At 68.4% G+C, this 23,259-nt stretch carries 22 protein-coding genes and 1 pseudogene; 16 read left to right on the top strand and 7 right to left on the bottom strand.

Features of this window, described 5'->3' with window-relative positions; all coding sequences use genetic code 11:
* The first annotated feature begins 933 nt into the window (after positions 1-933).
* The gene (locus tag ABZU75_RS02575) at positions 934-1,932 is read left to right on the top strand and encodes a hypothetical protein (protein WP_355548585.1); all 999 of its coding nucleotides are present in this window, start codon (positions 934-936) and stop codon (positions 1,930-1,932) included.
* A 100-nt stretch (positions 1,933-2,032) separates the two neighbouring features.
* Here the strand turns inward: ABZU75_RS02575 and ABZU75_RS02580 are convergent, their stop codons facing one another.
* Positions 2,033-2,323, bottom strand: a complete 291-nt coding sequence (locus ABZU75_RS02580) for a zf-TFIIB domain-containing protein (RefSeq protein WP_355548588.1) — start codon at positions 2,321-2,323, stop codon at positions 2,033-2,035.
* A gap of 45 nt (positions 2,324-2,368) precedes the next feature.
* Positions 2,369-3,262, bottom strand: a complete 894-nt coding sequence (locus ABZU75_RS02585; RefSeq protein ID WP_355548591.1) for an aminoglycoside phosphotransferase family protein — start codon at positions 3,260-3,262, stop codon at positions 2,369-2,371.
* A 58-nt stretch (positions 3,263-3,320) separates the two neighbouring features.
* Here ABZU75_RS02585 and ABZU75_RS02590 point away from each other — a divergent pair, with 58 nt between their 5' ends.
* The 5 genes from ABZU75_RS02590 (at position 3,321) to ABZU75_RS02610 (ending at position 8,100) form a co-directional block, all read left to right on the top strand.
* Positions 3,321-4,220: a TIGR03619 family F420-dependent LLM class oxidoreductase gene (locus tag ABZU75_RS02590; protein ID WP_355548594.1), complete on the top strand. Its 900-nt coding sequence runs from the start codon at positions 3,321-3,323 to the stop codon at positions 4,218-4,220.
* Between the two features lie 24 nt (positions 4,221-4,244).
* Positions 4,245-4,676 (top strand): nuclear transport factor 2 family protein, encoded by a 432-nt coding sequence (locus ABZU75_RS02595; RefSeq protein WP_355548597.1) that lies wholly within the window; start codon positions 4,245-4,247, stop codon positions 4,674-4,676.
* Between the two features lie 229 nt (positions 4,677-4,905).
* A complete protein-coding gene (locus ABZU75_RS02600; RefSeq protein ID WP_355548600.1) occupies positions 4,906-5,688 on the top strand; it encodes an HAD-IIA family hydrolase in 783 nt (260 codons plus the stop codon).
* 95 nt (positions 5,689-5,783) lie between these two features.
* On the top strand, positions 5,784-6,416 hold the full coding sequence (locus tag ABZU75_RS02605; RefSeq protein ID WP_355548603.1) for a hypothetical protein: 633 nt from the start codon (positions 5,784-5,786) through the stop codon (positions 6,414-6,416).
* A 163-nt stretch (positions 6,417-6,579) separates the two neighbouring features.
* Positions 6,580-8,100: a glycosyltransferase family 39 protein gene (locus ABZU75_RS02610; protein ID WP_355548606.1), complete on the top strand. Its 1,521-nt coding sequence runs from the start codon at positions 6,580-6,582 to the stop codon at positions 8,098-8,100.
* Between the two features lie 36 nt (positions 8,101-8,136).
* Here the strand turns inward: ABZU75_RS02610 and ABZU75_RS02615 are convergent, their stop codons facing one another.
* Together ABZU75_RS02615 and ABZU75_RS02620 are read right to left on the bottom strand one after the other, a co-directional pair.
* Positions 8,137-8,580, bottom strand: a complete 444-nt coding sequence (locus ABZU75_RS02615; RefSeq protein ID WP_355548609.1) for an NUDIX domain-containing protein — start codon at positions 8,578-8,580, stop codon at positions 8,137-8,139.
* 358 nt (positions 8,581-8,938) lie between these two features.
* Entirely contained in the window at positions 8,939-10,258 is a 1,320-nt protein-coding gene (locus ABZU75_RS02620; RefSeq protein WP_355548612.1) for a hypothetical protein, read from the bottom strand.
* Positions 10,259-10,571: 313 nt separating this feature from the next.
* Here ABZU75_RS02620 and ABZU75_RS02625 point away from each other — a divergent pair, with 313 nt between their 5' ends.
* The 9 genes from ABZU75_RS02625 (at position 10,572) to ABZU75_RS02665 (ending at position 20,850) form a co-directional block, all read left to right on the top strand.
* On the top strand, positions 10,572-11,657 hold the full coding sequence (locus ABZU75_RS02625) for a hypothetical protein (RefSeq protein ID WP_355548615.1): 1,086 nt from the start codon (positions 10,572-10,574) through the stop codon (positions 11,655-11,657).
* Between the two features lie 23 nt (positions 11,658-11,680).
* On the top strand, positions 11,681-12,523 hold the full coding sequence (locus tag ABZU75_RS02630) for a hypothetical protein (RefSeq protein WP_355548618.1): 843 nt from the start codon (positions 11,681-11,683) through the stop codon (positions 12,521-12,523).
* Positions 12,520-13,239: an HAD family hydrolase gene (locus ABZU75_RS02635; RefSeq protein ID WP_355548621.1), complete on the top strand. Its 720-nt coding sequence runs from the start codon at positions 12,520-12,522 to the stop codon at positions 13,237-13,239. The genes ABZU75_RS02630 and ABZU75_RS02635 overlap by 4 nt, the downstream gene beginning before the upstream one ends.
* A gap of 97 nt (positions 13,240-13,336) precedes the next feature.
* Positions 13,337-14,140, top strand: coding sequence for a hypothetical protein (locus ABZU75_RS02640; RefSeq protein ID WP_355548624.1), 804 nt, complete (start codon positions 13,337-13,339; stop codon positions 14,138-14,140).
* Positions 14,137-14,934: a hypothetical protein gene (locus ABZU75_RS02645; protein ID WP_355548627.1), complete on the top strand. Its 798-nt coding sequence runs from the start codon at positions 14,137-14,139 to the stop codon at positions 14,932-14,934. The genes ABZU75_RS02640 and ABZU75_RS02645 overlap by 4 nt, the downstream gene beginning before the upstream one ends.
* A gap of 23 nt (positions 14,935-14,957) precedes the next feature.
* Entirely contained in the window at positions 14,958-16,133 is a 1,176-nt protein-coding gene (locus tag ABZU75_RS02650; RefSeq protein WP_355548630.1) for a glycosyltransferase, read from the top strand.
* On the top strand, positions 16,118-17,179 hold the full coding sequence (locus ABZU75_RS02655; RefSeq protein ID WP_355548633.1) for a phosphotransferase: 1,062 nt from the start codon (positions 16,118-16,120) through the stop codon (positions 17,177-17,179). Before ABZU75_RS02650 ends, ABZU75_RS02655 begins: the two co-directional genes overlap by 16 nt.
* Before the next feature lie 70 nt (positions 17,180-17,249).
* Positions 17,250-19,928 (top strand): Gfo/Idh/MocA family oxidoreductase, encoded by a 2,679-nt coding sequence (locus ABZU75_RS02660; RefSeq protein WP_355548663.1) that lies wholly within the window; start codon positions 17,250-17,252, stop codon positions 19,926-19,928.
* 187 nt (positions 19,929-20,115) lie between these two features.
* Positions 20,116-20,850: a hypothetical protein gene (locus ABZU75_RS02665; protein ID WP_355548636.1), complete on the top strand. Its 735-nt coding sequence runs from the start codon at positions 20,116-20,118 to the stop codon at positions 20,848-20,850.
* 135 nt (positions 20,851-20,985) lie between these two features.
* Here the strand turns inward: ABZU75_RS02665 and ABZU75_RS02670 are convergent, their stop codons facing one another.
* Positions 20,986-21,135, bottom strand: a complete 150-nt coding sequence (locus tag ABZU75_RS02670) for a hypothetical protein (RefSeq protein ID WP_355548639.1) — start codon at positions 21,133-21,135, stop codon at positions 20,986-20,988.
* A gap of 654 nt (positions 21,136-21,789) precedes the next feature.
* On the opposite strand from ABZU75_RS02670, the gene ABZU75_RS02675 reads away from it, so the two are divergent.
* Positions 21,790-22,677: a sugar phosphate nucleotidyltransferase gene (locus tag ABZU75_RS02675; RefSeq protein WP_355548642.1), complete on the top strand. Its 888-nt coding sequence runs from the start codon at positions 21,790-21,792 to the stop codon at positions 22,675-22,677.
* Here the strand turns inward: ABZU75_RS02675 and ABZU75_RS02680 are convergent.
* A complete protein-coding gene (locus ABZU75_RS02680; protein WP_355548666.1) occupies positions 22,626-22,925 on the bottom strand; it encodes a zinc ribbon domain-containing protein in 300 nt (99 codons plus the stop codon). The genes ABZU75_RS02675 and ABZU75_RS02680 overlap by 52 nt on opposite strands.
* Before the next feature lie 115 nt (positions 22,926-23,040).
* A pseudogene (locus ABZU75_RS02685) lies at positions 23,041-23,172 on the bottom strand (IS3 family transposase); the annotation flags it as partial.
* Positions 23,173-23,259 lie beyond the last annotated feature (87 nt).

A 23,259-nucleotide genomic window follows, 5' to 3' on the forward strand; every position in this document is an offset into this window, starting at 1 on the left:
CACTCCCTGCCGAATTGGTGGAACCCTGGGAGATACCCGGGCTGCCAAGACGCCTGACCGGTATCGAGGACGACACCCGACCTGGCGTCCGGATCTGACTCACGCTAGGTGCGAAGCGTGAGAACGGTCATCTCAGGGAGGCAAAGGTAGCGGTTCAGTCTGATTGCCCTAGGGTTCCCGACAAGAATTAATCAAAGGCGTTTAATCACTCTGAGCTACACCTCAAGTGGCGAGGGTAGTTGTTTCCAAAGCTCTCCTGATCCGATGGCATGGTTTTCCGGGAACTCCTCTTGGCGCGGGTGGCCTTCGGGGGTGAAAGACCCGGTTTAGGTAAGCACCCGGGCTTTTCGCCGTTTTCTTCCACGCACTCCGGCGAGAGTCGGGCCGAGGATGTTCACCCGTACTGGTCGGTATGAGGGGGCATGTCGGCCTCCGGTCCTCCGGGTGGTGTGGGGGTAGATCATGTTGTCCCGTCCGTGGTGGCGGACATGACCTCGCGCCGCCATATCGGCCGCCGGGAAACAGCCGAAACCGGTTCGGGGCTCCGGATGGCGGAGGGGGCGAGAAAAGGCTTGACAGGACCAGAGGTGTGCTGTCATATTCCCCTCCCGCAGGAGGGGGCGTTGGGGGTGCTGAGGCTTCGGACACCGCATCGCACGAACCGCCTTTTCGGCCCGGCGCGTATCCGACCTCGGCGGATCCTTTATTGTCCCGATGACGATTTCCTGCGGAATCCCAGTGGCGTCAGAGAGCTCGCCCAGGCTCTGGAGGCCTATCGGGGCGCGCTCGTCGTGGTCAGCCACGACCTGCCGTTCCTGGGATCCGCCGGTATCACCCGGTGGTTGTCCGTGAATCGAGAGGGGGGTTGGTGGAGACCACCGACTTTCCGGCACTGTTTGACGGACAATGATCGATGCGGCAATAGTTTGGTAAGTGACTACCCCCCGTATCCTCGCCTGTGCCGTGGCAACCCTGGTGGCCCTGACCGCCTGCACCGCGTCCTCTGACGAGAAAGTGGTCGGCCCGGCCACCGCGGGCGGTGTGGCCGGAGTGGGCCAGGGGTCCGGCGGCCGGGCCTCTTCGCCGTCCACCGGGTCACCCGCCACCTCACCCGCCGTCGTGACGCTGACGCCCGAGGAGTACCGGACCGAGTTGGAGAAGGCGCGCGGCCCGGTGCGTGCCGCGGTGAAGAAGCTGGCCGCGACCGGCGGGCTGAAGACCCTCGACAAGCGGCTGAAGCAGACCTCCACCGCGGTGGACGGCGCGGTGACCCGATTGGCCGAGCTGGCCCCCCCCGCGGAGGTGAAGGTCCAGCACGACGACTACGTCGAGGCCCTGCGCGCCTTGTCGGTCGCCTTCGGAGGCGTCCGCCAGGACGCCGAGGCACAGCGGCTCTGCACCGGCCCCGCCGTGCTGACCGGCATGGACAGAGCGGGGGAGCTGTCCAATGTGGAGAAGGCGGCCGACGCGCTGAGCGGGTATCCGGCGAGCGTCATCTCGGTCAAGGCGCCCAAACAGCGCACCCGCCGGCTGTCCAACGGCAGGTTCATCGCCTCCGAGGGCCGTCCGAGTCGCGCCTACCTCGAACTGCGCAACCGCAACAGCAAGGACGCCGTCGTGGTCCTGGTGCGCGGTAAGCGGAAGGCGATCACCGTGTACGTCCGCAGGAAGTCGAACTTCAAAATCCAGGGGGTACGGGACGGCAACTACAAGATCTACTACACCTTCGGCGACGACTGGGATGCCAAGGCCCGTAGTTTCACCAGGTTGTGCCGGTTCGAGAAGTTCGGCAAGTCCGTGCGCTTCCGCACTGTCCGCACCGGGACCCAGACCCGCTGGACGACCCGCTGGACCAATTGGAAGATCACCCTGCACACCGTCAGGGGCAATGTGAGGCCCAAGCAGGTCAAGCCGGGTGACTTCCCCACCTGACACCCTCCTCCGCCTGTGCGCATCCTCCGGAGGCTCGCCACGGACGCGAAGACCGCGATCTCGTGGTGAGATCGCGGTCCCTGTGTTCCCCCGGCTCCGATCAGGTCGAGAAGAGCATCCCCACCCAGCTGCGCTGGCGGTGGTGACCGTAGTGACCGTGGTGCGGTGCACCCCAGGCGGGAGCGCCGTAGCCGGGAGCGCCGTGCGCGGGCGGCGGCGGAGGGGGCGGCGGAGCAGCGTGGGACTGCTGTGACCACTGGCTCTCCATGCGGGTCAGCGTCTCAAGCTCGCCGTAGTCCAGGAAGATTCCGCGACAGCTCTCACACTGGTCGATGTGGACGCCGTTGCGCTCGTAGGTGCGCATGGCGCCCCGACACTTGGGGCACTGCATCTGGCTGGTCTCCTTTTTCGGGCGTGATTACCAAGTAACCACAACCTACTGCGTGGGCACAGCATGGCAGGCGCTTCTGTGTCGGACAATCCTCAGGCACGCCTCGACGAGGATCTCCTCGACCTCGTCCAGCGGGCGCCCCGCCCGCCCGGCGGTGGCCACCGCCGCCGCCGCGAGCTGTACGGTCATCGCCTGCGCGGGGATCTCCAGCCGTTCCCACGGGTCACCGTTCGGAGGGACGGCGCCCCCGCCCGCGGCGCGGTAGGCATCCAGGAAGCGGTGCCACACCTGCGGTTCCAGCAGCCCGGCCGCGAACCAGGCGGCGGGCCTGGACAGGTCCCATGCCTGGTCGCCGACGCCCAGGTCGTCGATGTCGATGAGGATCCACTCGTCCGGCGCGCGGACCATCTGGCCCATGTGCCAGTCGCCGTGGGTCAGGCCGCCGGGGTCCGTGGAAGGGGAGGGCAGGCAGCCGAAGGCCCGGCGTACCGCCAGTTCGGCGGCGGAGCGGCCGCCCAGGCGGGCAACGGTCGCGGCCACCCGGCTCGGCCCTCCCGCGGCTCCCAGCGGGGGCAGGGTCCGCGCGGGTACGGCGTGCAGCCGTGCCAGCAGCCGGGCGGCGGCCTCCCAGGGCGCCGCGTCCGGATCCTCGGGGTCCACCGGAGTCCCGGCCGGCCAGACGGTGACCAGCCGATCCCCGGCGGTCATGACCTCCTCGGTCACCGGCTGGAGCATGATCTGGCGCAGCGCCGGATGGGCGGCGGCCCGCATCCGCTCCACCAGCGGTTCCCGTTCCGCCCCCGGTGCGTGCGCCTTGACCACGACGGAGCCGGCCCGCATGATGATCACGTCCGGCCTGGTCGGCAGCACGGTGCCGGCCACACCGCCGTACTCGACGCCGATCCGGCGTAATTTGTCGATCAGGTCTTCGCTGTCCACCGGGCAAGTGAACCACTCGATCCAGGATCTTGCCGAGCAGCCGCATAAGGTACGAGATATGAGGATCGGGTTTGCGGTGCCGGTGTCGGGATCATGGGCGACGCCGGGCAACATGACGCGGGTCGCACGCCGGGCCGAGGAACTCGGCTACCACGAGGTGTGGACCTTCCAGCGTCTGCTCTATCCGCAGGGGCACGACATGGGCCCGATCTACCGCAGCGTGCACGACCCGGTGGTCACGCTCGCCTACCTGGCGGGGTTGACGAGCCGGATCAGGCTCGGGGTCGCGGTGCTCAACATACCGTTCGTCTCGCCCGCGCTGCTGGCCAAGCAGCTGGCCAGCCTGCAGGCGGTCTCCGGCGGGCGGCTGGACGTGGGACTCGGGCTGGGCTGGCTGCCCGAGGAGTTCGCCGCCTCGGGGGCGTCGTTCGAGCGGCGCGGGCGGCGCGGGGAGGAGTTCGTCCCGCTGCTGCGGCGCCTGTGGACGGAGGAGGTCGTGGAGCACAGCGGCGAGTTCTACGAGCTGCCGGCCGCGTACCAGGATCCCAAACCGCCCACCGTGCCGCCGATCCTGCTGGGCGGGTCGGCGGAGGTGGCGCTGAGGCGCGTCGGGCGGCTGGCGGACGGCTGGATCAGTTCGAGCCGCGAGGACCTCGACGAGATCGACAAGAAGATCTCCGTCGCCAAGGAGGCGGCTCGTGACGTCGGGCGCGATCCCGAGGCGCTGCGCTTCGTCACCCGGGGCGTCACCCGCATCCGCCCCTCGGGGACGGCCGGACGAGAGCCGCTGACCGGCTCGTTCGAGGAGATCAGGCAGGACGTCGACAGGCTGGCGGCCAAGGGCGTCACCGACGTCTTCCACGACCTCAACTTCGATCCGGAGATCGGATCGCCCGACGCCGACCCCGAGGAGTCGATGCGCAGGGCGGAGGCGGCACTGGAGGCACTCGCGCCCTGATCAAGCGTTTGGTTCGATAGGGGCATGAGGGCACAGGAGATGGCGGACCGGCTGGAGATCGGCGAGTTGCTCGCCAGATACGCCTACGCGGTGGACACCGGAGACTGGGAACGGCTCGATCTGGTCTTCACCCCGGACGCGGTGATCGACTACACCTCGGCGGGCGGCATCAGGGGCAGCAGGGACGAGGCACGGCGATGGCTCGCCGAGGTGCTGCCGACCTGGCCGGGACGCCAGCACCTGATCGGGGCGATGACCATCAGGTTCGACGGGGACGAGGCGGCGGTCACCGCCTCGTTCACCGACACGCTCGCGCCGTCCAGGGACATGATCGCCGCCGACACCGCAGGGCTCATCCGCGGCGGCGGCTGGTACCACCACCGCCTGGTCCGCACCATGTACGGCTGGCGGAGCAGAGAACTGATCGAGGAACAGACCTGGCGGACCGTGTGTTAGGCCATGGCCCCTGGGTCTTTCGCCCACCGTTCCCCGCCACGGCAAGATCCGCGGACAGGGGCCGGAGCGGGAACGGGCAGGGGCGGTCCGGCACCGTGCGGTGGCCGGAGGCCCGTTTGGGCGGCCGTTCAACTGCGCGATGCTCCGATGTACGGGCCTGATGGCGCATTGTCGGCCTTACCCTGCCATCCTGGTTCTCGTATATATACGGCCGGAACAGGGGAGAACGGTGGACGAGCGCAAGCCGATCGAATGCTGGCTGTCGGACATGGACGGGGTCCTCGTCCATGAAGGACACCCGGTGCCCGGCGCAGACGAGTTCATCCGCCGGCTGCGCGAGTCCGGCAAGCGGTTCCTGGTCCTGACCAACAACTCCATATACACCCCGCGTGACCTCGCCGTACGACTGCGCGCGGCAGGCCTGGACATCCCGCCGGAGTCGATCTGGACCTCCGCGCTGGCCACCGCCAGGTTCCTGGACGGCCAGCGCCCCGGAGGCTCGGCGTACGTGGTCGGGGAGGCCGGCCTGACCACGGCCCTGCACGAGATCGGCTACGTGCTCACCGACATCGCCCCCGACTACGTGGTCCTGGGCGAGACCCGCACCTACAGCTTCACCCAGATCACCCGGGCGATCCGGCTGATCGAGGGCGGCGCCCGGTTCATCGCCACCAACCCCGACGCGGTCGGGCCTTCCAACGAGGGGTCGCTGCCCGCCTGCGGTGCGGTCGCCGCGATGATCACCAAGGCGACCGGGGTGGAGCCCTACTTCGTGGGCAAGCCCAACCCGATGATGATGCGCAGCGCGCTGCGGGCCATCGACGGCCACAGCGAGAGCACCGCGATGATCGGTGACCGGATGGACACCGACATCGTCTCCGGCATGGAGGCGGGGCTGCACACGATCCTGGTGCTGACCGGGGTCGTCAGCAGGGACCAGATCGACCGCTACCCGTTCCGCCCCTCCCTGGTGGTCGACTCGGTCGCCGACCTGATCGAGCTGATCGACTAGGGCCTGCCCGCCGGGCGGGGAGTACCGGAGGTGTCGAGTCCAGCAGGACACATTCCTGCCGTGATCTGTCAGGTATGGGTGCCATGCTGCCGTGCATGACACGTGTTTACCTGGAGATCGGTGCCAAGAAGGTCTTCGCCTGCTCGGTGGAGTGGCCGGGCTGGTGCCGGATCGGCAGATCCGAGGAGGAGGCGCTGGAGGCGCTGGTGACGTACGCGCCGCGCTACCGGGTCGTCGCGGAGCGGGCGGGGCTGCTCTTCGAGCCGGCGGACCCGGTGGTGGTGGAGCGGGCCAAGGGCGGCACCACCACGGACTTCGGGGCCATCGAGGCGATTCCCTCGCTCGACGCCGAACCGGTCGGTGAGGCGGAGGCCGCTCGGGCCGTCGCGTTGGTCGAGGCGGCCTGGAAGCTCTTCGGCGAGGCGGCCGCCGCCTCGCCGAAGGAACTGCGCAAGGGGCCGCGCGGTGGTGGCAGGGACCGCGACAAGATGGTCGCCCACGTCGTCGAGGCCGAGCGCGCGTACGCCCGCAAGGTCGGCGTCCGCCACAAGCCTCCACGCGAGCCCGCGGACCTGGCGGCGATGCGCGCGGATCTCGCCGAGGTGCTGTCCCGGCCCTCCGACGGCCGGCCACCGGTCCCCGGCGGCTGGCCCGTCCGCTACGCCGCCCGCCGCATCGCCTGGCACGTCCTCGACCACCTGTGGGAGATGGAGGACCGCCGGACCTAGCCCTCGGTGGCCTTCGCCGTTCCGGATGCCACCTGGGTGAACCGCCGGGTCCTCGTGAATCTTCGCGGGAAGTCCTCCACCACGGTCCGATCCCGTCCAGTCATCGCATCATTCTGATCATGGTGTGAAATAGCACGATGTGATGGGTGTTGTGGAAAAAGTCATGGTTCGGCCACGTGGCCGAACCCGCCTGCCGGAGGTGATCCCGGCGGTGGTGGCGATGGTGATCGGCCTCTGGGGCATCGCCACCCCCTCGTTCTGGCGGGACGAGTCGGTCAGCGTGCTGGCCGCCGCGATGCCCATCGGCGACCTGTGGAACCTGCTCGACAGTATCGACCGGGTGCACGCGCTCTACTACCTCATGCTCCGGCCGGTCGCCGCGATCTCGACCGGGGAGCCGGCCATGCGCCTGCCCTCGGTCCTCGCCACGGCCGCCGCCGCGTACGGCATCGCGGTTCTGGGCGGCAGGCTCGCCACTCCGCGGGCGGGCCTGCTGGCCGGACTGTGCTACGCCGCGCTGCCGATGGTGAGCCGGTACGCCCAGGAGACCCGGAGCTACGCCATCGTGACGGCGGTGGCCGTGCTGGCGACCTGGGTGCTCATCGAGGCGACGCGACGATCGAGCCGCCGGTGGTACCTGGGCTACGCGGCCTGCCTGGTGCTGCTCGGCTGGCTGCACGTCTACGCCCTGCTCCTGGTCGTCGCGCACGCGGTGACGGTGGCAGTGTGGCACCGCCGCGATGACGTCTCGTCCACCGAGGCGTCCCGCCGAGGCATCGCGCCGGTGGTGTCGCCTCGTCGTGATTCCTCGTCGGCGACCGCGCCCCGCCCAGGGATCGCGCGGTTCGCCGGGGCGCTGACGGTGGCCGGGGCCGGGATCGCCCCGCTCGCGCTTCTCGCGGCCGGTCAGCGCGAGGCCCAGCTGTCGTGGTTGCAATCGCCGGAGTTCGTCGACGTCGCCAGGTTCGGGAAGGAGATCACGGGCAGCGCGTGGCCGGTGCTGCCCCTGGCCGCCCTCGTGATCTTCGGGGCGATCTCCGGCGGGCGGCTGACCGGGGTCGCGCTGCCCTGGGCGCTGCTGCCGTTGCTGTCCATGGCGATCTCGCAGATCCATCCGGTCTACAGTCCGAGATACCTGCTCTTCGCCGTTCCCGCCATGGCGCTGCTCGCGGGGGCGGGCCTGGACGCCCTGCGGCCCCGGGCGTCTGCCTGGGCCGGACTGGCCCTCGTCGCGGCGCTGACCGTCCCGGCGCACCTGACGATCCGTGAGCCGGACACCCGCCCCGACGATCTGCGGAGCATGGCGGCCACGCTGCTGGCCGAGCAGCGCCCCGGCGACGCCGTGCTGTATGTGAAGGAGAACTGGCGCCTGTTCGCCGCCGTGTACGGGGACGCGTACCGGAACCTGCGCGATCTCACCTACGCTCCCGGCCAGACCGCGCCGAGAACCGCCGCGCAGTTCACGGCCGCCCTGGACGGCGTCGAGCGGGTCTGGGTGGTCACCGGCGGCAGGAAGCGCCAGAACAGCGCCTTCGTGGAGGAGGATGAGCGCTATCTCGCCCTCATGGGCAACCGTGATTTCGTGCTGAGATCCACCGATGATTTTGGGTATTCGTGGATCGGCCTCTATGTCCGCAGGCCGGCCTGCTGCGGTGCCACCCGCTCGTCCGGCGCGAGCCGGTAAGGCGTTCCTCCGCGGTGACCTCGGCGGGCAGGAAGGTCAGGAGATCAGGCCTGGCAGCAGGGTGACGGTGCCCGCGAGGTAGGTGCCGAGCTCCGGGGGGACGAGGTTGATGGCGGAGATCTCGGCCGGGTCGAGCGGGAGCCGCACCACCTCGTAGTGGCCACGCGCGGGGTCCTCGAACTCCGGGCCGCAGCGCAGGGCGAGATCCATCGAGACCAGGCGGCAGCCGTAGACGTGCTGGGTCTTGATCCCCTCGTCGCGCACGCATTCCAGGGTGGTGAGCGGGGTGACGCCGGAGACCACGGCGCCCAGCTCCTCCATGACCTCGCGGTGCAGGGTGTGCTCCAGCGAGGCGTCCTCGGGCTCGACATGGCCGCCGGGGACGGACCAGTAGAGCTCCTTACCGGGGACCGTACGCCGGAAGACCACCAGCCGGTCGTCGTCGAGGAGGACGGCGCGAACACTCGGCACGTCAGACATGGGGCCCATTGTGTCACCGACCCGGTGACGTGATCCGCATCCGGGCCACGGGGAGGCGTGATTTCCTTAGGGCGCGGGAAGCCAATCGCCTTGCGGGAGAGGCTCCAGCAGGGCTGCCGCATTGGGCAATATTTGCCTCGTTGTGGCATATGGCCTGGCCGCTGCGCCGGACAACATCGTGCCGTCATGAAGAGCGCATGCTGAATGAACACGGGTCCATGCCACACAGGATGACCAGGGGCTGCGGCTGCTGCTGATCATCTGCCGGGGTACCGGGGCGGTGGTGATCCGGTGGCGGACGCAGATGGTGGTGCTGTCCTGGCGAAGATGTAGATCAGCCCGGCACGCCGTGGCGAGATCAGCGATTGGCCAGGGAGGCGATGAGCCGGTCGGCTCTGCCGACGGCGGGGTTGGTTCTGGCGGGAACCCAGGCAGACCGCAGCCGGTTGAGTTCGTTCTTGACTCTTCCAGATGTGAGCAGCGGAAGATCTTCCCGCAGTTCCAAAATGGTGGCGGCGGCCGTGTCGGGGCAGCGGCGTCGGACCTGCAGGCCGGCGAGCCGGGAGGCGATGAGCACACGGGAGCGGCGTTCTCCACCGTGGCGGGCACGAACGGAGTTGCTGAGGTGTCGTTCGGCAGCGGGGAGGTCCGCGAGCTGGGCGAGGGCAGTCCCGGTCTGGTGCTCCAGGGAGGCGCGACGGTAGGCGCCTGTCCATTGGGCTTCGGGAACGGAGTCGGCGCGATCCAGATTCACTTCGGCCTGGCGTAACGCGTTGAGCGCGGCTCTGGTGTTGCCGTTGGCGGCATGTGCGTCGGCGCACATACCCGCCATCCACGCACGGGCACGGGCCGGGCATCCGCCGCTTAATGTTGAGGCTGCGGCCTCGGCGAGGTCGACGGCCCGGGTGGGGTGACCGAGTTCGACGGCTTGGGTTGCGAGTCCTCGCAGGGCGGCCGCCTTCGCGGTCGGATCGCCGGCTTCCTCGGCGAGTCGTATGGCCTGAATGTAGTAACGCTGGGCCAGCCCGGCGGCGTCTCCGGCATCGGAGGCCATGAAAGCGGCCAGATAAGTCATTTGGGATGCGGCCGTGAACAGTTCGGGGCGTGCTCGGCCGGTGGTGCCGTGCAGCAGCGGTGCGACCTCGTGGATGAGGTAGGCCAGCACTGCGGCACGCGCGTGCCCACCGCCGAACAGGTCGTCGGCGGTGGAGAACTGGCCGCACATCGTGCGGATCCGCTCCACGTCGGAGGCGCCTGCTCGGCGCGGTTCGCCGGAGCGGACGGTGATGATGTGCGGTTCGGTCGGCAAGTTCAGCGCAGCGAGCGAATAAAGGCCGGTGGTGAGCAATGATCGCCGGTTGAGCATGTCGTCCTTCCCTAGACGAGCCACCCAGGTCACAGGGTCGCCGCCCCAAGGTTCTTCGGATACCGCTTCGATGTGCGGCCATCCGAGGTCAGGCGCGGTGAGGTCGTGGCCGAGCAGCCGCGTGAATGTCTCGACGATGATGGGAATCGTCCCCGCCATCGGGACTGTCCCCGAAAGCCAGTGTGCGATCGCGGCCGCGTCGTAGTACATAGCCCGGCCGTTTTCCGCCCCGACGGCATTGATTGTTTCAGCGACCTTCGCGTATGGCTTTCCGACGGCCGCAATTGCCTCCTGCAGTGCGATGTTGCTCACCGGATGACGGCGTTGTCTCGGCATGTCCATCCCCTCGCGCTACTTCTCAACACGCATCGAGGTTCCAAAACCATCCAATATCCAAAGCCCTACCCGGGCGAACGGTTACGTCCTTCACTGAGACCGGAACGTAATCGACTGAGCGCGAAGTGTAACGCGAGGTGGCCGGTGGTGGCCATCCTTCGTCGCTTCGCGCCCGTCAGGGAAGGAGCTCTCCGTGGTAGATCCCCAGGTCAGTGCAGTTGCCTTCACGCCCGAGACCGGTAAGCATCCCGCTGGAGGTTTCCCAGGGGCGCCCCGGCTGCCAGGAGCCGTGGCCGCAGCCCCAGAGCGGGCGGTGGATCTGCTGTTGGCCCCGTGGCGGCTGCATGTTGTCGGCGACCCCAACCTGGTGGCGAGCGTGGCCACGGTGATGGTGCCGCCGTGCGCGGTGGATGTTGCCAGCCCAGGGGTGGACTGGACGATCCGTGTCGAACGCGATGAGCACGACCAACTGCAGGGCGACGTTGACGCGCTGTTCGCCGACAGGCCCGTGCTGGCCTCCCCGCATGGCGGTCCCCGCCTGGCTGTGGTCGGCACGGGGGACGGTCTGCTGCGCCTGCTGGGCCGTTACCGGCCAGGTAGCGCTGCGGCACTGCTGGAGGTCGACCGGGCCCGGCGTACCACCCGCGTCGTCGTCCCTGACGAGGGTACGGCCCGGCGCTGGCCCGACTGGCTGGCCCGGCTGTTCTTCTCCTCGCGGATGCTCGACGGCGGATGGCGAATGCTGCACGCCTCCGCGGTGACCCTGAACGGGGTGGTGGTGCTGTTCGTGGCGGGTAGCCGTGGCGGCAAGTCCACGCTGGCATACCGCGCCTGCGATGAGCTGGGCGCTCAGTTCATGGCTGACGACCTGGTGATGGTCGGGCCGGATGGGATCGTAGCCGGATGGCCGACCCAGGTCGGCATCCCCACGGAGCTGGCCGCACCCGCCGGTGGGGTGGAGCAGCGGCGGATGGTGGCCGGGACGTGGCGACGGCGAGTGCTGTTCACTCCCGGCGAGCACCGGGCTGTCGTTGACTGGGCGCCACCGGCTCGGCTGGGCGCGGTGGTGCACGTGGTTCCCGAGCCCGTCGAGGGAAAGGGCCGGCCAATGCGCGCCATCCGGCTGGAGCAGGCCGAGGCGGAGGCGGCGCTGGCGTGGGCGGCAGATGTTCCAGGGCAACGGCTGTACTCCAGCGACCTGTTCGGGCTGACCGACGGTCCGACCCCGGGCAGGGCTGGCGGACCTGCGCAGGAATGGAGGGCAGTGCCGACCGAGGCATCCGTCGTTCGGCTGATGGTGCCTCACCTGCGGGATCTGCCGCATGCCCCGGTGTGGGAGTCGCTGGCCACGCTGCTGGAGGTGACGGTCCAGTGAGGACGGAAACTACCGCTCGCCGTGTGGTGATCGTGTCCAGTGCCGGTCGCTCTCTGGCCGTTGCCGCCAGTGACAACGTCATCGCGGCGTGGCCGCATATCGCGCCACACGTACCCGGTGCCTCCATCGAGCTGCTGCACCCCGGCGATCGCCCAGTGGTCCAGGGGGTGGCGGTCCCGGACACCCCGCCAGACGCCCGCCGGGTGATCAACGCACACCTGCATGTGGTCCACTTGGCCGCCGCAACCGTGTGCGTGCATGCGGTTGCGGCGGCCAGGTCCGGTCAGGGAGCGGTGCTGTTGCTCGGCGGCCACGGCGCGGGCAAGACCTTGGCAGGACTGGCGCTCGCGGCTCGCGGCTGGCGGTGGCTGGCTGGTGACGTGACCCTGGTCGACGTCACCGCCGACAGCAGGCCCGCCGTGCGGGGCGGCACCAGCGCCATCCTCGGACGACGAGGCGCGGTGCGTCGCTGGTTTCCTGATCTGGACCTGCCCGAGATTGGTCCAGACATCGTCGACCTGCGTCGAAGCGACACGGTGACCGCTGGACCGGGGCGAGTACCGGTCAGGGCTGCGGTGCTCGTATCCATGAACGCAGACCCTTTCGCGGTAGGTGGCGTGCTGGAAAGAGTGGACCGGCATACGGCGGCCACGGCGTGGCTGCGTACCAGCGGGCACCTGCTCGACCGGCTCCTCGACGCTGGAGAGGAGCCGCTGCGGATGCTGGAGGACGAGTACGCCCAGCGGCAGCGGATCCGGTACGCGCACGCCTTGACCAGCTCGGTCGGCTTCTACGCCGTGCGCGGCACCCCGCACGACATCGCCTCTCGCATCGAGCAGCTGTTCGAGGATCGGTGGTCAGCATGAGGAAGACGAAGCCGGTGAAAGTGACCGCGCTGGCAGTGGACTTCGGCGGTACCGTCGCCTGTCCAGGACCCAGCCCGGACGCCGCGACCGTGGCCTGGATCCTGCGCGAGCTGAGCGGTCCAGTGATCCCCGACGGGTTCGCCACTGCCTTTGAGGAAGTGGTACGCCGGGCGCGCATCGCTGACCAGCCGCACCACGAGCAGACGTCGTTCGCCGAGCTGCTGCGTCTGGCCGCGTTGGAGAGCGGGGTACGGCTGGACGACCCGGTGGCTCTCGCGCAGTCGGTGTTTACCACCCTCCCGGACGCCGACATCGATCCGATGGCCGCTCACACGCTACGAAACCTGTACGAGGCGGGCCTGGTGTGCTTGCTGGCCTGCGACACCCAGCGTCCTGAGAGCGTGCGCCGCGCCACTCTGCGACGAGCCCGCATCGAAGACTGCTTCGAGGTGCTGGTGCTGTCGAGCACACTCGGTGTCCGCAAGCCGCACCCGTGGTTCTACGCCGCCGTGATTGAGGCTGCCGGTTGCCCGCCGCAGGAGATTCTGTTCGTCGGCGACACCCCGGCCAAGGACGCCATCGGCCCGCTCGCCCATGGGATGCGCGCGGCCCTGATCAGCCCGGATGGGCGCCCATCCGGGCTGGACCCACGCATTGGTGTGATCGCTCACCTGAGCGAGTTGCCCGCTTACCTGGAGAGTCTCCATGCCCACTGATCTCACCCACCCCGCACGGTGCCGGTGCGCGAGTCCTCGGATCCGTCTCACCGACGGTCGAGCTCATCTGCTGCCTGCCACCGCCGTTCCGGATGGGATGATCCCGGCTCGGTTCAGCGTGCTCAGTCCAGGCACCGAACGCCGTCACCTCCGTGCCACCTGCGGGCCCGTCGGCTCCCGCGACGCCGGATACATGACGTTCGGCGGTGACCTGTCGAGCGGGTGGGTGCTGGCGGCCGTGCCGCATGGCGCCGCGTTCGACACCTCCGCCGACGGTGTGCTCACGGCGCCGCCCGGCACTCGCCCACAGGTTGCCGCGCTGGCGAGGTTCCAGCAACTGGCGGTGCTCGGTCTGGACCGGCTACCCGACCGGACCGACCTGGACGACGTCGTGCTGGTCGGCTCCGGGCCGGTCGCGCTCGGCTGCGCCCTGGAGTTGTGTCGTCGGGGTGCCACTCGGATTCGGGTGCTGACCTCCCGGCCAGACGCCCCGATCGGCCGCGTGCCCAGGGTGGAGTGCGTCGCCGCCGTCGAGCAGCACAGCGCAGGCATGGTCGTGGATGCTGCCGGGATACCGCACCGCGCTGCGGGCCTGCTTGCGAAGGGCGGCATCCTGGGCCTGCTCGGCACCCCTGACCCGATGTCGCAGTTGCCGACGCTCGGCCTGCACCGGGCCGGGTGGACGGTCGTCGGCATGCACGAGCTCACCGGGGGCCTTGCCTGTTACCGGGACGCGTACACCACGGCGGCGACCTGGCTGATGTGGCATCTGGACCCGCACCTGGTCGATGGCTGGTGCCGGATCGTGTCCGGTGAGGCCGCACCCGCCGTGTACGCCACTCTCGACGGCACCGAGCGCTCCGCCGAACCCGTTGTGATCTTCTCGTGGGAGCAATCATGAACGCCACGCCGATCGGGCTGTACAGCATCTCGGTTCGCGGCCTGAACGTCCCCAATCTGCTGACCTGGGCCGTCCGCACCAAGATCCCGTTCCTGCACCTGCGCGGCGGCACCCGCGGCATTGACCTGGCCGCCCAGCCGACGGCGATGATACGGCGGTGGCGGAAGGCCGCCGAGGCAACGGTGCCGATCACCGGGGTCACCGCCGATGTCGACCTGGCTGATCTGCTCACCGGTGACGTTTCCGCCCGCACCCGGGCAGCTCGCGACCTGGTCGAGCTCGCCGAATCAGCGGTCATGCTCGGTGCGGGCTGGGTGCGGCTACCGGCCCGCACCCCACTGACCGCACCCGTACTGGCAGGAGGAGCGGACCTGTCAGTCCTGGCCTACAGCCCGATACGGCTGCTGGTGGAGCCGCACCATCCCGGATGGTTGGCCCCGGACGCGTTCCGGCCACTGATCGATCTGGTGGAATCCTGCCCTTCGGTGAGGCTGCTGGCCGACACCGCGCAGCTCGCCGCCGCGCTCCCCGCTGACACCCGGTTCCCCGCATGGCTGGGGCCGGTCCTCGATCACGCAGAGGTACTACATCTGTCCGATCCGGGAACCGGACTGGACGCGCCAGGGCACGCCGTCATCGCGGCCATGGCCGCCGACCGCATTCGGTCCGGGCAGTGTTTGGAGGTCGCCGTGGAGTGGACCGGCCCAGACCGGAGCCCAGCCGAATGCCTGACCCGCTACCGGGCTGCCATCGCCTGGTGGGCGCGGCTGACCGCAGCCCTGGAGCCACAGTGAGCAGCTCACCGATTGGAGGGTGGGTGGCAGTCACCGACTACCCGGCCTGGCCGAGCCCGTACTTCGCCGAGTTACACCGGAACGCCCCGCCTGGCCTCCCACTCGGGTTCGTCTCCACCCTCGACGCCCTGCCCGAACACCCTGCTCAGCCCGGAGTGATCAACCTGCACCGGCTCAAGCGCCTGTACCGGGATCCAGACGGGCAGCGGACCCTCACTGCGGCCAAGGTTCTGCTTGAGCAATTGCAGGCACTGCGTGACGGCGGGTGGCGCATCGTGTGGACGGTCCACAACCTGCTGCCCATCGACGGTGGGGCGCCCCGGGAGGCCGACTGGTGCGCCGCGCTCGGTGTCCTTGGCGTCGCGGACGCGGTGCTCACCCACACCTGCTCTGACGCGCTGCACCTGGCCCGGCTCACCAAGGCGCCGATCGTCGTGGCCGGGTGGGCCGGGCTGAGCGTCCCTAAGAGTGTCCCCCCGGCATCGGAGCCGGTACGTGCCCTGGTCCGCCGGCTACGCGACGCCCCATTCTCGGTGCTGGTCGTGGGAAACCTGGTCGCCTATAAGGGGCTGCCCGCCGTCGTGAAGGCGTTCACCGCGCATACTCGGAGGGCGCACCTGCTCATCGCCGGGCCGTGTCGCGACGACGCCCTGGCCGCTGACCTCGCAGCCGTAGCGGTCACGAGCGGAGGCCGCGTCCACGTTCATCCGGAGCGGATACCGCCTGAGCATGTGCATCGCCTGTATCAAGCTGCCGATGCCGCGCTGTGCCCCTACCGGGTCGATGGATCATGGGAGGTCTTCACCCGCGTCCTGTACCCCAGCTCGGTGAGCACCGCACTGGCGTTCTGCACCCCTGTCATCGCCCCGGACCTGCCCGCCATCGCCGAGATGACGGCGAACTCCCCAGCGTGGCTCTACCCACCGGGTGAAGGTCCTGGCCGAGTCCTGGCCGCCGCCGAGAACGCAAGTCGCCAAGCCGGGCCCCGTGCTCGGCGGTCACCAGGTGACGGCACCGCCGGGTGGCGGCTCGTTACCGCGACCTATCAGCGGATTTTCGAGCAACTCATCGGCCCGAACGACCCCTTCAGCGGGCCGGACTCGCACACCGTGACTAATCTCCCCGATCCACGTCACCGTATTTCGCGGCCGCTTGTCCCGTCACCCCATAAGGAGACCTCATCGTGCTCAATTCCATGAACGGTAACCCGGAGTCCGAGCGGGGCGACCACGTCGCCGCCGCCCTAGCCGGTGCCTACGGGCTGGCAGTGCGCACCATCACGCAGCTGCCCATCGGACAGGGCACCATCAATTTTCGTGTCGTGTGCGACGACGACCAAGAGGTGTTCGTTAAGAACTACCCCGGCGGCACCGATCTGTTCGCCGAGCGAGAAGCCATCGCGCTGTCGGCCCGGGCATTGGAAGCGGGTATCCCCGGCGCGCAGGTGTTGCTCAACCAGGCAGGCGACGTCATCGACAGCAGCAGGCCGCTGTCGGTGTCGGTGTGGGAATGGGCATCTGGCCAGGTCGTCACGCGCCTGTCGTCCGCCCAGCTCGCCGCCGCCGGCACCGCCCTGGGCCGTATCCATACCCTGTTCGCCGACTATCCCGTCCCGGCCGCGCCCGCCGTGGAACATTGGCGCGGCATGGATATCGACGACCTCGCGGCGACAATCGACCAGCTTCTCGACATCATCGCCGACCGAGTTCGTGCCGGGATCGGGGACAGGTTCGACGCCGAGGCACAACGCACCCTTCTGGAACGCCGCGACATGCTCGCTCGCATTCCGGAACTCCTCGCCGACCTTCCCGGGGAGCTGACCGTGCAGGTCCTGCACGGTGACTACTCCCCGGTAAACCTCCTGTTCACCGGGGAGACGCTGTCGGCGGTGCTGGACTTCCGGCCGCCCGACCCGTTCCTACTCGCCTACGACCTGGGCCGCATGGCCTTCTATCCCAACATCGTCACTGGGGAAGACAACTGGCTGGACGCCGCCGCGACCTTCGTAAGTGCCTACCGGCAGGCACACCTGGGCGTGCCGGGCGTGGACGTGCGCGCCTGCGGCCGGGTCGCACTGCTGCAGTTGCTGAAAAGCCTGTACGGGGTCAAACAGCACTACCTCAAGCCCGGCCTGTTCCAGGACGATCTGGATGACTTCTGGCTGCTGCGCCACCAGGCGGCGAACACTCTGCTGTCCGAGCTAGCCGCGATAGACGCGCTCCTGGCCGAACTGGTCGGCACCTGATCGATACTCGCCACCCACATTGGCGACGCGAATCTGAATTTCCACGACACCAAGGGAGATCCCCGTGACCATGGACACCGTGCCCACGCCCGCTACCCGAGCGACCTGGGACATCCTCCGTGGGCCGATCCCGCCCGAAGCCTTACTCCTCGGCGTGGCCGGGCTCGCCGAACGCCATGGCCTGCGCGTTCATCAGACAGGTCCGGACAGCATGCTCCTGGCCGGCACTGACGACACCCCCCACGTCGCCATGCGCTGGCACCCCTACATCCCGGACCGGCCCAACACGCTCAGCCACGTCCTGCCCGCCCAGGAGTCGGTCGAGATCCTTCTCGACGTGCACCCAGGCGGGCAGGAGGCCGCCGCAGATCTACGGGTGTGGCTGCGGGCCCGGCTACGTTGTTACGACCCGGCCGAGCTGGAACAGATCATCGCGAGCATGCCGCTGCTCGCCCGCTACGCCACCCCTGCCCCGCACCTCGGCGGCTGGGCCGTGATCTTCCGCGATCATTTCGTGGAGAACACCCTCGCCTTCCTCATGGCGGTCCAACAAGCCGGCGTGCCTCCCGAATGGATCTACGCGCTGGCCAAAGGCGACCGCACCTACAACCGCGACCGCGTCCACGCCACGCTCCTGGCCCAGGGATGCCGCAGCGGCCTGCTTGACAACACCGCGATCAACGCGCCCAACAGCCATGCCGACGACCTCGCCCAAGCTTTCGCCGACGTGGACGCGTTCATCGATGCCGCCCACGCTGCCAGTCGGAAGGTGCTCGTCATCGACGATGGCGGCCTGCTCGCTCACGGGTACGGCCGCGCCGACTCACCCCACCGAGTGGACGCGGCGCTGGAGTTGACCGTTTCCGGACTCAAGCGCATCACCGCGGCCGGGCCGCTCGGCATCCCGGTTCTCAATCTGGCCCGCTCAGCGCTGAAGACGAACCTCGGCTACCCGGAGATCGCTGACTCGTGCCTGCGGCGGCTGCGAGCACTGCTGCCCGCGATGAAAGTCATCGGTCGTACGGTCCTCGTCCTCGGCTATGGCACCCTCGGCTCCCGGTTGGCGGCTGCACTGCGGGCCCAAGGCTGCCAGGTTCACATCGTCGATCCCGACCCGCTCGCCCTCATCGCCGCCGCCGAGGCCGGTCACCCCACCTACCGCACCGCCGTGGACGCATTGCACGCGGTGCGGCCTTTCCTGCTGATTGGCACAACCGGCGAAGACGCGCTAACAGCGGAAGCGGTGGGCACCCTGCCCGATGGTGTGGTCCTCGCCCCTTACGCCACAAAGGACTTCGCAGTCCTAGCGATTGACCCCGCCTTCGCCGAGTCGGCGACGGAGATTCCTGGGATTGGCCGACGCTACCGGTTGCGGGACGGCGTCCAGGTGACGGTCCTCGGCGACGGCCGCTCTCTCAACCTGTTCGAAGCCGATGCCATCCCCAACCAGGGCTACGATGCCTACCGGGCCGGGACACTCCTCGCCGCGAAAGCCCTCTGCGCCCGCGTCGGCACCATCCCGGCCGGAGTGCACACTGACCTCGTTGACGACATCATCACCTCCTCGGGGCTGTATGACGCCTACTACGACACCTACCTGACCATCGACGCACCCGCCCAGCTTGCCCCGATCGGATCCGAGCCACTGGCGGGAATGACGGCGTGTGTGATCGGCTACGGCGCCGCCGGACGCCTGCACGCCCAGTTCCTCACCGACGCCGGCGCCCAACTGATGATTCTGGACCCCAAACACCAGGACCTGCCGAAGGGGTGCCGCACCTTCTGTCACGGCGTCGACGAACTCCCGCGGCCGGTCGCAGCCGACGTCGATCTGTGGTCGGTGTGCTGCCCCACCGCAGACCACCTGCCGGTGCTGCGCTCGATCCTTACTCACGATCCGGGCGCGCGGGTCCTGCTGGAGAAACCCGCCTGTCAGGGCCATGAGATCGACGCGCTCATCCGCCTGCTCGACGAGCACCCGACCGCTCGTGTCATGGTCATCGACCAGTACCGGCATGCTCGCGCGCTCGGTGTCGTCGCTGACCTCATCAAGGCGTACGAGCCCGGCGCCTCGCTGCGCCACATCGGGATCACCTTTACCAAGGACCGAAGCGCTGACATTGCCGACGGTCGGTTCGTTGACCGCTCTTACGGAGTGCTCGGTTACGAGTGGCTACATATGCTCGCCGTGCTTCGCCGCCTTTTGCCCGCTGACGACTTAGCCGCCTATCTGGCCACGGATCCACGGCAGGCGACGCTGCGCGCTATCTACGATCCCAGGCTATTCGTGTCGACCCTTACCGAGCACACCACGCTCCGCGTCGGCGACGCCTTGGTTCCTGTGGAGCTGCATTCCAGCATTACCGGCTCCGCAGTCGTTCTGGGCCGTACCCCCGATGGTGTGACGGGCGGGTGGCGGCGTGGAGTCCGTCTCGCTGACGACCGGCACCGGTACCTCACCGTCCACGTCGGACGCATCCACATCAGTGTTCACCTCGACCCGGTCACCACGGCTGACGGATGGCAGCTGGATCGCAACCACCATCGCGTCGTCGCCGAACGTGACGACGAAGTTCTACACGACCAGGTCATCGAGGACTCCCCGCTGCGGACGGCCATCCGCGAGGCCGCCGATGCGCTTACCAGTCTCCGTCCGCTGCCACCGCTGGACCTGGGGCCGTTGCGGCGCATCACCGCGCTGGCCGAGCACCTGCGCGTCTGGTGGCCCGAACACTCCCTGAAACCGTAGCCATGCCCTTATGTCTAGCTTTTATTGGTAAAAGGGTTTTCGCGGAAATCGGCGCATGTTTCCCGATGGACAGATGATATTGGTATCTCTCATAGTGGGCGATTCTAGGTGCAGCCCTTCGTGGTGAGAGGAAAGTATGACTGGACAAGAGCAGGAATCCAGTAGCCGGGCGACCGGATCGGATGATTTGGCCGCGATGGTCGCGCATCTTTCGGAGAGGTGGCCGAAGTGGGAGCGCGAGGGTATAGGCCCTGACCGGGAATCGATCATCTCGGCGGCGGCTGTGGGTCTGGTGCTCGATGTGTGGCGGAATTCTCCGCTGGAGGACATGCATGCCGGTGGAGGGATGCGCGGGAAGGGGCCGGATGACCCGGAGATGTTCGCCGAGAGCACCGCTCTGCACCGCCAGGCCGTGGCGGCACTGAGATCCGGTGACCGGTTCGCACTCCTGGAGTTCGAAGACCATGTGCTGGACCGCCACCGCCCTTGGGCGGGAGGCGGCCGTACGCTTCAAGAGATGGGCCACGGGTATCTCGGTGCCTTCAGCAAGCACGTCAAGGGGCGCACCAATGCGCTCATGGGGTTGGAGGAGAACTTCGGCCGCCAGGCCCTGCTCGCGTACCTAATCGTCAAGGCGCTGTTCTCCGGCACTCACCATAAGGGCATGCCGGCGTGGCCTGCGATCGTGGCCACGGTCTGCGCGATGATCGAGGACAGTAGCCATGAGGCGTGGCGGGACGGCGAGCGGTGCCAGCGGGCGATGGACGCCCGGCCGAGTGAACTACCCGTTGTCGCGGACCTTCGCCGCACTTTGCTTGAAGCTCCGGAAACCCTGCCGATGCCGGTGCTCGAGTGGCTGTGCACCTGGAGGCCCGGCCCGATGCTCGCGGCGATCAGCCATACGAGTCGGTCGCGGAGATGAGACAACGCGCCGGCTTGGAGAAGTGAGCGGGGCGCTGCTTGTAACGGCAGCTACGGTGTGACCGCGCCGAACTCGATGGAAGTCGTGGTAAGTCCTGCCTGCATCGAACCGGACCGCTTCAGCGTGCCTACTCGGTCAGTGGTGATCCCTGCGCAGGCGTTTGAGGTCGGAGCGTTGTTTCTTGGCGGTGATCCGTCGTTCGATCGCGCCCCTGCTCGGTTTGGTCGGGCGGCGCTTCTTGGGGGGCGGGGCGATCGCCTCACGGAGCAGCTGGGCCAGGCGCATCTCGGCGGCCTCGAAGGACTGCGGCTCAAACCTTGTGCGATGGGTTTCGACGCGGTACAGGCCAGGCCGGCTACCCAGGACGCGGGCCAGTGCTTCGGCTCGGCGGCCGCTCGCATTTCGAGCAAGGCAGGACAAGGGCGGAGCGGATTATTCGCCAATCGCCGTGTCGCCGGTTTCCGAGCACTGGGGGTGGGACTGCATTTTGGTGAGAAGTGTCAACGATGCGTGACTCCATGCCGCGGCAGCCAGTCGCGCCAGAGTCGCGTCAAGCGGTGACCGCGTGGGGGTGCGCCCGCGCATCGGATCGGTGTGGTGCGCCGGAGTGAGATCGTGCTCGACCACAACGACGAGCGCTGCCTCCGTCTATGACCGGATCCAGGCGGCAGGCTCCCTGCACGCCGCCACCCACGACGCCATCTCGCCCCCCCGCGCGGCTCCTGCCCCTGGCCCTCGACTGACCTCAGGGCGAAACCGGCGGGGCCAAGCCGCCAGAGCGCATCCCCTGAGGTTTCGTCCCATCCTCCCCGCGCTTTGACACACCGCGCCCGGCACGCCGCCCTCACGAGGGCGGGATGCGTAAACTGTCACGCCTGTACAGGTCCCGCCAGGCATTCGCTCCGACGCACGTTCCTCGGGCACGCCCGGCTCGCGCGGATGAAGGGTGCCCAGGTGGTCGACAAGGCCGTGATCGCGGTGGCCGGTTACGGCAGCCGCTTCTTCCCCATCGGCAAAAGCGTCAACAAGTGCATGCTGCCGATCTTGAATCGTCCCGTGGTCGAGCTGGCCGTCGCCGACTGCCTCGCCGCCGGTGTCCGGCAGATCGCTCTGGTCACCGCCCCAGGGGAGACCGGCCGTCAGGTACGCCACTACTTCAGCCACGACCCCGACCTCGAAGCGCACTTCACCGAACGCGGCTGGCAGGCCAAATACGAAATCCTCGCCGACCTTCACCGCGGCGCCGAGTTCACCTTCCTGGAGCAACCCCGCGACGACCGCTACGGCACCGCGGTACCCGCGATGGTCGCGAGCACGTTCATCGACGGCGACGACTTCCTCTTCCTGGCCGGTGACGACCTGCTGCTGCGCCCCGGCGGAGGATCCGACCTGGCCGACCTCGTCGCCGAGCGTCGGCATGCCGGCACACCTGCCGCGATCGCGGCGGCGACCGTTCCCGGCACCGACGCCGGCCGCTACGGAATCCTGGTCACCCGGCACGACGAGCACGGAAACCGCCTGCTTGAGGCCATCGTGGAAAAACCTGAACACCACCGTGATCCCGTCGCGCACATCAACATCAGCCGCGCCCTGCTGCCGGGCGACTTCACCGACTACCTCGACACCCTCAAATGCGCGGCGAACGGCGAATACCAAAGCACCGACGCCATCGAGGACTACGCCCGCGACCATGACGTCCTGGTCCACCCCGTGGCGGGCCAGTATCACGACTGCGGCAACACCGCCGGGTGGCTGGCCGCCAACCTCGCCGCCGCTCACGCCCAAGGCATCACCCTGCCTGCCCCATCGGGTTTGGCCTCGACGTAGGCGGGCCACGGCGTGAACGTCTCACCCAGGACGATCACCGTGTCCATGACGAGCGGGAAATCCGCAGGGCAGGTGATCCTCGTCCTACAGGCGTACCGTGTCCCGCCCCGGGCCGCCGGGGCGTGCTGGCCGCACCGGTGACAGGTCTGCGAGGTCCCCCGCGCGGGGACCTTCACCACCTGGCCGCCCCGCTCGGAGGTCTTGTACTCCAGCAGGGTGACCGTCCGGCCCCACGCCTGCCCGGCGATGGCGCATTCGCGATCACCTTCGACGGACGCCTGTCAGCCGGCCAGAAGTAGACAACCAAAACGATCAGTTACATCGTTTGATTGACAGACTCTCCGGCTGGAGCAGGCCGGTGCCGGCCGCCATCCGGAACGCGTCCTTGATCACTTCGGTGCGGTAGTGGTCGGCCATCGACCAGCCCAGGACCGCCTTGCCGTGGCAGTCGATGACGGTAGCTAGATATACAAAGCCCTCCCAGGTCGGGATGTAGACACCTCACGTGGGTGAGGTGTCAAGCGGCGGCTGATTCAATCTTTTCCTTAGGGGTGGGCCAGGCGGTGGCTTCGTCGTAGAGCA

The organism is Streptosporangium sp. NPDC005286, from assembly GCF_040607515.1.
Classification (GTDB): Bacteria; Actinomycetota; Actinomycetes; order Streptosporangiales; family Streptosporangiaceae; genus Streptosporangium.

Excerpts from the sequence above, each read along its gene's own strand:
- ABZU75_RS02605 (WP_355548603.1), top strand. The coding sequence starts at position 5,784 with ATGACACGTGTTTACCTGGAGATCGGTGCCAAGAAGGTCTTCGCCTGC.
- ABZU75_RS02640 (WP_355548624.1), top strand. The coding sequence starts at position 13,337 with ATGATCCCGGCTCGGTTCAGCGTGCTCAGTCCAGGCACCGAACGCCGT.
- ABZU75_RS02580 (WP_355548588.1), bottom strand. The coding sequence starts at position 2,323 with ATGCAGTGCCCCAAGTGTCGGGGCGCCATGCGCACCTACGAGCGCAAC.
- ABZU75_RS02660 (WP_355548663.1), top strand. The coding sequence starts at position 17,250 with ATGGACACCGTGCCCACGCCCGCTACCCGAGCGACCTGGGACATCCTC.
- ABZU75_RS02610 (WP_355548606.1), top strand. The coding sequence starts at position 6,580 with ATGGTTCGGCCACGTGGCCGAACCCGCCTGCCGGAGGTGATCCCGGCG.
- ABZU75_RS02590 (WP_355548594.1), top strand. The coding sequence starts at position 3,321 with ATGAGGATCGGGTTTGCGGTGCCGGTGTCGGGATCATGGGCGACGCCG.
- ABZU75_RS02595 (WP_355548597.1), top strand. The coding sequence starts at position 4,245 with ATGAGGGCACAGGAGATGGCGGACCGGCTGGAGATCGGCGAGTTGCTC.
- ABZU75_RS02670 (WP_355548639.1), bottom strand. The coding sequence starts at position 21,135 with ATGCGCCTGGCCCAGCTGCTCCGTGAGGCGATCGCCCCGCCCCCCAAG.
- ABZU75_RS02635 (WP_355548621.1), top strand. The coding sequence starts at position 12,520 with ATGAGGAAGACGAAGCCGGTGAAAGTGACCGCGCTGGCAGTGGACTTC.
- ABZU75_RS02645 (WP_355548627.1), top strand. The coding sequence starts at position 14,137 with ATGAACGCCACGCCGATCGGGCTGTACAGCATCTCGGTTCGCGGCCTG.
- ABZU75_RS02675 (WP_355548642.1), top strand. The coding sequence starts at position 21,790 with ATGAAGGGTGCCCAGGTGGTCGACAAGGCCGTGATCGCGGTGGCCGGT.
- ABZU75_RS02615 (WP_355548609.1), bottom strand. The coding sequence starts at position 8,580 with ATGTCTGACGTGCCGAGTGTTCGCGCCGTCCTCCTCGACGACGACCGG.